The organism is Enterobacter sp. PP-008-ECC_S150 (assembly GCF_045257065.1).
Taxonomy (GTDB): domain Bacteria; phylum Pseudomonadota; class Gammaproteobacteria; order Enterobacterales; family Enterobacteriaceae; genus Enterobacter; species Enterobacter chengduensis.
Genome location: NZ_JBJHHG010000085.1, coordinates 1 through 541 on the forward strand (window position 1 = coordinate 1; position 541 = coordinate 541).

The 541-nt window shown below is 53.0% G+C and carries 1 rRNA gene; it reads right to left on the reverse strand.

The window, feature by feature from the left end:
* Positions 1–20: 20 nt before the first annotated feature.
* Positions 21–541: ribosomal RNA gene (locus tag ACJBF3_RS26155) — 16S ribosomal RNA — on the reverse strand; the annotation flags it as partial.

The window sequence follows — 541 nt, forward strand, 5'->3', positions numbered from 1 at the left end:
CAAAGGCAGGTTCTTTAAGGTAAGGAGGTGATCCAACCGCAGGTTCCCCTACGGTTACCTTGTTACGACTTCACCCCAGTCATGAATCACAAAGTGGTAAGCGCCCTCCCGAAGGTTAAGCTACCTACTTCTTTTGCAACCCACTCCCATGGTGTGACGGGCGGTGTGTACAAGGCCCGGGAACGTATTCACCGTAGCATTCTGATCTACGATTACTAGCGATTCCGACTTCATGGAGTCGAGTTGCAGACTCCAATCCGGACTACGACGCACTTTATGAGGTCCGCTTGCTCTCGCGAGGTCGCTTCTCTTTGTATGCGCCATTGTAGCACGTGTGTAGCCCTACTCGTAAGGGCCATGATGACTTGACGTCATCCCCACCTTCCTCCAGTTTATCACTGGCAGTCTCCTTTGAGTTCCCGGCCTAACCGCTGGCAACAAAGGATAAGGGTTGCGCTCGTTGCGGGACTTAACCCAACATTTCACAACACGAGCTGACGACAGCCATGCAGCACCTGTCTCAGAGTTCCCGAAGGCACCA